General features: G+C 73.5%; 5 protein-coding genes. 1 reads left to right on the top strand and 4 read right to left on the bottom strand.

All coding sequences use genetic code 11. The features are described from left to right. The first annotated feature begins 5 nt into the window (after positions 1-5). A complete protein-coding gene (gene xdhC, locus DN069_RS23235; RefSeq protein ID WP_111503864.1) occupies positions 6-818 on the top strand; it encodes a xanthine dehydrogenase accessory protein XdhC in 813 nt (270 codons plus the stop codon). 64 nt (positions 819-882) lie between these two features. Here the strand turns inward: xdhC and DN069_RS23240 are convergent, their stop codons facing one another. The 4 genes from DN069_RS23240 to DN069_RS23255 form a co-directional block, all read right to left on the bottom strand. Next, positions 883-2,211, bottom strand: a complete 1,329-nt coding sequence (locus DN069_RS23240; protein ID WP_111503834.1) for an MFS transporter — start codon at positions 2,209-2,211, stop codon at positions 883-885. A gap of 156 nt (positions 2,212-2,367) precedes the next feature. Further along, positions 2,368-3,417: a PrpF domain-containing protein gene (locus tag DN069_RS23245; RefSeq protein ID WP_111503836.1), complete on the bottom strand. Its 1,050-nt coding sequence runs from the start codon at positions 3,415-3,417 to the stop codon at positions 2,368-2,370. Further along, a complete protein-coding gene (gene asnB / locus DN069_RS23250) occupies positions 3,414-5,264 on the bottom strand; it encodes an asparagine synthase (glutamine-hydrolyzing) (protein WP_111503838.1) in 1,851 nt (616 codons plus the stop codon). Before asnB ends, DN069_RS23245 begins: the two co-directional genes overlap by 4 nt. Positions 5,265-5,437: 173 nt before the next feature. After that, on the bottom strand, positions 5,438-6,774 hold a 1,337-nt coding region (locus tag DN069_RS23255), incomplete at its 5' end, for a dihydroorotase (protein ID WP_111503840.1).

Consider the following 6,774-nt stretch of genomic DNA (forward strand, 5'->3'; position numbering starts at 1 on the left):
CCGAGATGACGTGGGTCGCCGCGGTCGCGCGGTTGCGAGCTCGCCGGGAAGCCGGTGTGCTCGTGACCGTCGCGGCCGTGCGCGGCCACGCGCCGCGCAAGGCCGGTGCCAAGCTGGTCGTGGGGCCGACCGAGACGTGGGGTTCGATCGGCGGCGGCAACGTCGAGGCCGTCGCGATCGACCGCGCCCGCGAACTGATCGGCAACCCGGACGCGGAGCCGGAACTGATGGAGTTCGCGCTCAACGACAAGGTCACCAACCGGCACGGCGTGCAGTGCTGCGGCGGGGCCGTCACCGTGCTGCTCGAACCGCTGCCGGTGGTCGAGGCGGTGGCCATCTTCGGCGTCGGCCACGTCGGCCTGGAGCTGGCCCGCATCCTGGCCCGCCACAACGTCGACCTGCACCTGATCGACAGCCGCGCCGAGCAGCTGACCGACGAACGCCTGGCCGTCCTCGGGGACTCGGTCGCGCAGGTCCACGTGCACCACACGCCCCTCCTCCCGGAGGAGGTGCTCGCCGAACTGCCGCCGGGCGCCCACGTCCTGATCATGACGCACGACCACGCCGAGGACGCCGCCCTCTGCGACGCCGCCCTGCGCATCCCCGAGCTCGGCTCCGTCGGCCTGATCGGCTCGGCCGCCAAGTGGGCCCGCTTCCGCAAGCGTCTGGCCACCGAGGGCGGCCACGCGGACTCCACGATCGACCGGATCAAGACGCCGATCGGCATCCCCGGCATCGCCGGCAAGGAGCCGGCCACCATCGCGGTGAGCGTCGCGGCGGACCTGCTCCAGACTTTCGAACGAGCCCGGCACCACTGACCGGCCCGTGCGCGGCCCGGGGCCGGCAGGCCCCGTCCGCGCGTCCGTGCGGTCCGGTCCGGTCTCAGGCGGTCTTCGGCGTGGCGGCCGTCTCACCGGTGGTCTTGGTTGCCGTAGCCGGCGATTCGGTGGCCGGTGGCTCGGTGGCCGGCGGTTCGGTGGCCGGCGGTTCGGGATACACCGCCTCCCGGGGAAGCCGCGGTTCGAGCGGCAGCAGCGCTAGTCCCGCTCCACCCGTCCCGACCGCCAGCACGATCCACAGGGCGAGGGGCGAGGCCGACAGCAGCGCGCTGAGCAGCACCGGCGCCAGCGCCGCGGGGATCGCCCAGGAGAACTGGTAGAAGGACAGGTAGCGGCCGCGCAGCGACTCCGGCGCCGCCGAGGCGGCCAGCGCCGTGGACGTCGCCCCGTGCATCAGCTCGCCGAACGAGAACAGCACCGTCCCCGTGAACAGCCCGCTCAGCGCGGCCGTCTCGCCGTGCAGCGCCCCCGAGGCCGCGTAGACGACGAAGGACAGCGCGAAGACCGCCCCGGCGAGCGCGGTCGCCCTGGTCCGCCGCGTGTTCCTCAGCAAGTGGGTGACCGGCACCTGGAACAGGGCGATGAGCGCGGTGTTGATGGCGAAGTTGACGCCCACCCAGGAGGCCGAGAGGCCCATCCGCTGGGTGAGGTAGAGCGGCAGGATCACCGACAGCACCTTGTAGCCCAGCGCCGTCGGCAGGTTCACGCAGGTGAGCAGTGTGAACGGCCGGTCCTTGAACACCTCGCGGTAGCCGCCGCGGCCCGGCCGGGCCCGACGCGCCGCCGTGCCGGTGTGCACGATCGGGATGCCCGCCACCAGCACCGCCACCAGCACGAACGACGCGGCGTCCGCCAGTACGATCGTCCGGTAGGCGCCGAGCGTGCCCGCCGCTACGGTGGCCCCGGCGATCAGCCCGCCCGCCCCGAGGCCCGCGTTGCGCAGGCCGCGCTGCGCGGCGATCAGCTTGTCCCGGCCGCCGCCGCGGGTGATCGACGCCACCAGCGCCTGGCTCGCCGGTGGGGACACCTGGTCGCCGAAGGCGACCAGCGTCGCCGCCGCGAGCACCTCGACCCGGTTGTCGACCAGCGCGTAGGCGCCGAACCCGACCGCGCGGACCGCGTAGGTGGCCAGCGTCACCGCCTTGGCCCCGTACCGGTCCACCAGCGCGCCCCCGAAGGGGTTGGCGACCAGGCCGGCCACCGCGGCGACGGTCAGCAGCGCGCCGACCTGAACGAGCGGAATCCCGGTGACCCGGTGGAAGTAGAGCAGCGACAGCGGGAGGTACATCCCGCTGCCCAGCGAGTCCACCGCCATGCCGAGCATGTAGCGGACGTAGTTGCCTCGGCTCAGCGAGGCGTCCTTGGGCGCCATGCCAGTCCCTCCCTCGGGCGTGGTGGCCGCGTCCCAGTATCGCGGGACCCGGTCTCGGGATTCGGTGCGTGCATCGTCCTGTCCCATCGTCATGTCCCGCGGACGGCAGGCATGTTGCGGGGGCGCGAGGCCCCGCGCCGCCGTCCGCGGCACTCATCAGGCGGTCGACACCGCCAGCAGCTCGGAGATGTCCACGGGCCGGCGGTGCGCGAGCGGCTCCAGCCACGAGGAGCCCTGGAACGCGACCCGCTTCCGGCCGACGGAGACCCAGTGCAGCGCGGGCTGTCCGGCCTCCTCCCGCACCGCCGCGGTCACCGTGGTCCGCGAGCCCGGGGTGTTGATCTCGACGACCCCGTTCGTCGGGCCGGACTCGCGCGCCACCCGCCAGGGGATGGTGCCCGGGGTGCGGATCGCGGCAGCCAGGCAGGCGGCCCCGGTGAGCGCGATCGTCGGGTGCCAGGAGGGCACCGAGACGGCGCGGAAGGCGAGTTGCCCCGGTCCCGTCGGAAGCACCACGGCCACCTTGGGGAACGCGCCGGCGGGCGGCCAGCCCAGCTGCTCCGCCGCGGCGCGCCGGACTCCGACCAGGGTGTCGAAGAAGTCCTCCCCGGCGGCGAACAGCGCGTCGGCGTCCGCGATGCCGAGCGCGCGGGCGTCGAGGAAGACGTAGGGGTTGCCGGCCGAGAAGAGCGAGACCTCGCGCCGGGCGCCGTCCGCCTCCAGCTCGGAGCTCGGCTCACCGGTGATGAGCATCCCGGACAGCAGCGGGGCGTCCGGCCAGACGAAGGAGACGGTGAACTCGTGCTCCTCGCGGTCCACCCGGTCCAGCTCGCAGACCACGGTGTCCCCGTTGTTGAGGACGTTGACGCGGACCCGGTCGCCGACGTTCAGCCGCGGCAGCATCCCGGACCGCTCGGCCGCGAGCGTCGAGGAGAGGATGGAGTGCCCGCAGGAGCCCTTCAGGTCGAAGGCGTCCGGGGCCTGCGGCAGCGCCTGGACGAAGCGGTAGTCGAGGTCGTAGAGGGGGTGTTCGGCGGGGCGGACCAGCGCCATCTTCAGCACGTGCGCCGCCCCGCCGGCCGCCAGGTGGCGGCGCACCTGGGTGAGCTCCGCCAGCAGCTCGGCGTCGTCCTCCGGGAGCAGCCGGGCGTCGAGGACGACCGTCGGACACGGGCTGCCGTAGGCGTAGGCGAAGTGGCCGATCATGCCGCCACCGCCAGTGCCTCGGTGCGCACCGCACCGAACTGCTCCCGCCAGACCTCGTGGATGAGCAGCGCCCACAGGGTCAGCGCGGTGGTGGCGTCCGGGCGTTGCGCCTGGGTGGTGAACAGGCCGCGCACCTCCCGCGGATCGAGCTGGCCACCGGCGGCGAGCCGGTCGCGGTGCAGCACGTCCCGGGCGAAGTCCCACAGCGGCAGGCCCGGGGCCAGCATCTCCACGATCGGCAGGGTGAACGGCTGCTTGGGACGGTCGAGCACCGACTGCGGCAGCAGTCCGGCGGCGGCCGAGTACAGCGCCCGCTTGACCCTGCCGTCCCTGATGCGCAGCGCGTCCGGCAGGGCGCGTCCGACCGCCAGCACCGAGCGCTGGCCGAACGGCAGCCGCACCTCGACGGAGTGCGCCATCGACAGGTGGTCGACGCGGCGCAGGTGGTAGGCGGGGAAGCGCTGGCCGAGCTCGAAGTCGGTGATCCGCCGCAGTCTGCTGCCGGAACCGTGCCGGAGGGTCTCCAACGGCCCCTCGGGGAGCGCCGGGTAGTCGGCGACGAGCGTCCGGTACTCCTCGGTGTAGAGCCGGTGCCGGAGCCGGGCCGGCAGCACGGCCAGGGAGTCCAGGTAGGGCTGGAACCAGTCGTCACCGTCCGGGTGGTCGGTGCCCGCGGCCACGGCCGCCAGCATCCGGTCGTAACCGCCGAAGACCTCGTCGGCGGCGTCACCGGTCAGGGCGACCTTGAAGCCGGCCTTGCGGACCGCGGCGAACAGCGCCCCGGTGCTCAGCGCGATCGGGTCGGCGTTGGGCTGGCCCAGGTGCCAGACGGTGTCCTCGATGAGGGAGGGGAAGTCCGCCGGGTCGATCTCCACCTGGTGGTGCACCGTCCCGGCGCGGGTGGCCGCCTCCCGGGCGAAGTGCCGCTCGTCGAACGACCAGGCGCCCCGGTAGGCGATGTTGAAGGAGTGCACCCGCGGGCGACCCGCCTCGGCGGCGTGCTGGGCGGCCAGCGCCGTGATGAGGCTGGAGTCCAGTCCGCCCGAGGTGATCACGGCCACCGGGACGTCGGCGACCATCAGCCGCCCGACCTCCTGCCGCAGCCGGGCCCGCACGTCGGCGCCCGCCGCCGCCTCGTCGTGGTCCCCGAAGTAGGGGATGCCCACGCCGTCCTCCGCCGCGCCGGACCGGCGCACCAGCTCCGGCACCCCGCCCAGCTCACAGACCAGCGAGGTCGCCGGCGGCAACACCCGCACGCCGGCGAACATGGTCTGCTCCCCGAACGGCGTCCGGCTGCTCAGGTAGGCGTCCAGACCGGGCTCCCACAGGGACGGGTTGGACGTGCTGAACGCGAGCAGCGCCGGGATCTCGGAGGAGAAGTGCAGGGAGCGGGATCCTGGATCCCAGCGGTAGTAGAGCGGCTTCATCCCGAGGTGGTCGGTGGCGAGCAGCAGCCGGGGCCGGCCGTTCCGCCGGTCCACCAGGGCGAGCGAGTACATGCCGTCCAGGCGCGACAGGAAGTCGTCGCCGTAGGCGTCGTAGAGGGCGGGGATCACGCCGCCGTCGCAACGGTCCTCGAACGTGTAGCCCTTCGCGCGCAGTTGGCCGCGGAGCTCGTCGGCGTTGTAGATCTCGCCGTTGAAGACGGCGGTGATCCCCTCGCCGAGACGGTAGGGCTGCCGGCCGCCGTCCAGGTCGACGACGGCCAGCCGGTTGTTGCCCAGCGCCCAGCCCTGGTCACGCGCGGTCCCTGTCCCGTCCGGTCCACCGTGCCGCTGGATTGCGGCGACGGCCCGCAGCGCGTTGGGAGCCGCGAACGCGTTCAGATATCCGTATATGCGGCACATCGTGGTGTCCAATCCCTTGAGGGGCCCCGGAGCCGCAGTGGAGCCCGCGGCACGACGAGTGTCGGTGCCGGGTCTGGAGCGGACCGCAAAGAGATCTGGACAGCGCTGGTGGCCGGTGATGTCGCGTCAGTAGGCGCCCTCCCGCAGGGACCTGTCGATGGGGGACGCTGATGTCATCGCGCCCTCCCCGCCGTGGCGTTCGCGCTGGGCAGGAGGCGGCCGAGCGGCTCGCCGAAGCGGCGGGTCGCCACGTCCCAGGCGATGCGCCCTCCGGTGACGGTGGTGCGGACCTGTCCGGTCATCGTCCAGCCCTCGTAGGCGGACCAGCCGCACTTGGCGTGCACCTCGTGGGCGGAGAGCGTCCAGGTCTGGTCCGGATCGAAGACCACCAGGTCGGCGTCGGACCCGACTTCCAGCCGTCCCTTCCCGGGCAGGGCGAACAACTCGGCCGGTCGGTGCGCGAGATGCTCGACGAGCCGCAGGATCGCGGCGTCGGCGTTCTCGTGCGGCCAGCGCCGCCGCATCCCGGTCCAGACGGCGGTGGCGAGTTCCTGGACGCCGGGCATACCGGGCGGCGCCTCGGGCACCGGGCGGATCTTCTCCCGCAGGGTGTGGGGTGCGTGATCGCTGCCCAGGGTGGCGACCGCGCCGTCGCGCAGCGCCTCCCAGAGCCGCTCCCGGTCCGCCTCGCTCCGGATCGACGGGGACAGCCGACTGCGTGCGCCCATGCGCGTGCTGTCCGCGTCGGTGAACGACAGGTGGTGGCCGGTGAGTTCGAAGGTCACCGGCAGCCCAGTGGCCCGGGCCGCGGTGAGCAGGTCGGTCTCCTCCGCGCTGGAGACATGCAGGATGTGCGCGCGGGTGCCGTACCGGCGCACCAGGTCCAGCACCCGGGCGACGGCGGCGATGCCGGCGCTGCGCGGACGGCGGCGCTCGTAGTCGCCGTACTGCTGCGGAGGCGTGCCGTGCCACTGGTCCAGCAGCTCGAACAGGGCCTCCTCCTCGGCGTGCAGCACGAGCTGCACGCCGCCGGCGGCCGCCGCCTCGAAGATCCGCTCCAGCTGGGCGGGTTGGCGCACCACGGTGGGGGCTGTGTGGTGGCCGGCCATGAAGACCTTGGCGCTGGTGGCGATCTGCGGGTCGAGGTCGGCGAGGATCTCCGGGCGGAGCGGGTCTGCGCCCAGGTGGAAGCGGTAGTCGACGAGGGAGGTGCCGGCGATGAGCTCGGCCTTCTCGACGAGCGCGGCCGGGTCCAGCCCGGGCGGCTGGGTGTTGGGCATGTCCAGCACCGTGGTGACACCGCCCGCCACGGCGGCGCGGCTGCCGTGCGTCCAGTCCTCCTTGTGCTCGAGCCCCGGGGTGCGGAAGTGCACATGGGAGTCGATCAGGCCGGGGAGCACGTACCCTCCGGCGGCGTCGAGGACGGGGGTACCCGGCGGGGGCGCCTCGGAGCCGACGGAGCGGATCCGGCCCTGCTCGACGAGGACCGTGCCGGTCCGTACGCCGCCGG

The organism is Streptacidiphilus pinicola (assembly GCF_003258295.1).
In the GTDB taxonomy this organism is placed as follows: Bacteria; Actinomycetota; Actinomycetes; order Streptomycetales; family Streptomycetaceae; genus Streptacidiphilus; species Streptacidiphilus pinicola.